2 protein-coding genes are annotated in these 1,481 nt (G+C 59.9%); both read right to left on the bottom strand.

The window, feature by feature from the left end; translation table 11 throughout:
• Window positions 1-814, bottom strand: an 814-nt coding sequence (locus tag AC1DT3_RS20845) for a FecCD family ABC transporter permease (protein WP_477467108.1), incomplete at its 3' end; no start/stop codon positions are given.
• Window positions 815-818: 4 nt separating this feature from the next.
• On the bottom strand, window positions 819-1,481 hold a 663-nt coding region (locus AC1DT3_RS20840), incomplete at its 5' end, for an ABC transporter substrate-binding protein (RefSeq protein WP_477467107.1).

Below are 1,481 nucleotides of genomic sequence, written 5' to 3'. Positions count from 1 at the left end.
CGCCGAGACTGGCGGCACGCTCGTCGCCCATGGTGAGAGCCGTCAACATCCAGCTGCGAGCGACGCAGATCGGCAGGACGACCGCGAGTAGCCCAACGCACACGCCGATTTTCGTCCAGGTTGCGCGCGCGAGACTTCCCATCATCCAGAAGATGATCTGCTGCAGCTGCGCTTCCGAAGATTGATATTGGATAAATGCGAGAAGAGCATTGAACGTGAAGAACAACGCAATGCCGACGAGCACGAACGTCTCGATCGTCACGCCGCGCATGCGCGTGAAGACGAACAGGATGATCGAGGTTCCAAGAGCGAAGAAGAACGCATTGGCGGTGACGAGAAAAGCGCCGGCGAACGGAACAACGCTGACGCCGACCGCGATGGCGAACGCCGCGCCGAAACTGGCGGCAGACGAGATCCCGAGCGTAAAGGGATCGGCAAGCGGGTTATTGAGGATCGTCTGCATTTGGGCGCCGGCGACACCGAGCATTGCGCCGATCAGGGCCGCCAAAATGGCAATCGGCAGACGCACGTTCCAAATGATCACGTTCAGTTTGGTGTCGTAGGACGATGGACTGAGAATGGTACCGATGACGTCCGTCAGCGGGAAATTTCCGGGACCGATCGCGACGTCGATGACGAGCGTCGTGGCAAGGAGCGCCAACGCCGCGATCACCATGACGAGCTTGCGCGCGATCCGACGCTCGTAGCGCGCTCCTGCTCCCATGCTGATCGTCATCCCTGCCATGTGCCTGCCATGTGTCTGCCACGTGTCGTCGTTCGAGTGGCCGGGTGGGCGAGATACCCGCCCGGCCATGCGCTTACTTGAGTTCCGTCCAGAACAGACCGGAGACATCGACCGGCAGGAAGCGCTGATGCAGTTCCTTGAAAGTCGCATTCGGATCGAGATCCTTGAACGCCTCCGGATGCAGCCACTTGGCAAGGGCCTGGATGGCGACGAAGTGGTACGGGCTCTGGTAGAACTGGTGATAGATCGCCATCACCTTCTTGTTCTTCACGGCAGACAGTTCCGGGAAGCCGGGACGAGCGACGAGACCCTTGATCTGCGCTTGCGCCTTCTCTTCCTTCGCATCGTAGCCGAGCCAGACCGCTGCATTGCCCGGGTTCGATTGAGACCAGTTTGCGCCGGTCATGAGCAGATAGGCCGGATCGTCGACGATGATCTTCTCGGGGTTGACCATGCCGCTGGCGCCGGAAAAATACTTCGAGCCCCAGTTGGTGCCGCCCGCTTCCGAGACGAATTCACCGAAATTGAAATTGCCGAAGGATTGGCAGCAGGTGGACGGATTGAGGCCGGCAGCCTGCTCGGCAAACACCAAGGGACGCTGGTTCTGCTTCAACGTCGACGTCACGTTGTACACGCGCCGCATCTGCTGAACGTAGTAGTCGACAAAGGCCTGTGCCTGGTCCTGCCGATCGAACACACGTCCGAGAAGAAGCACGCTCGGCACCGTGTTTTGCGT

Source organism: Microvirga sp. P4_G7, assembly GCF_056401005.1.
The sequence above is the reverse complement of the archived record's forward strand: the minus strand, read 5'-3'. Positions and strand labels throughout refer to the sequence as shown.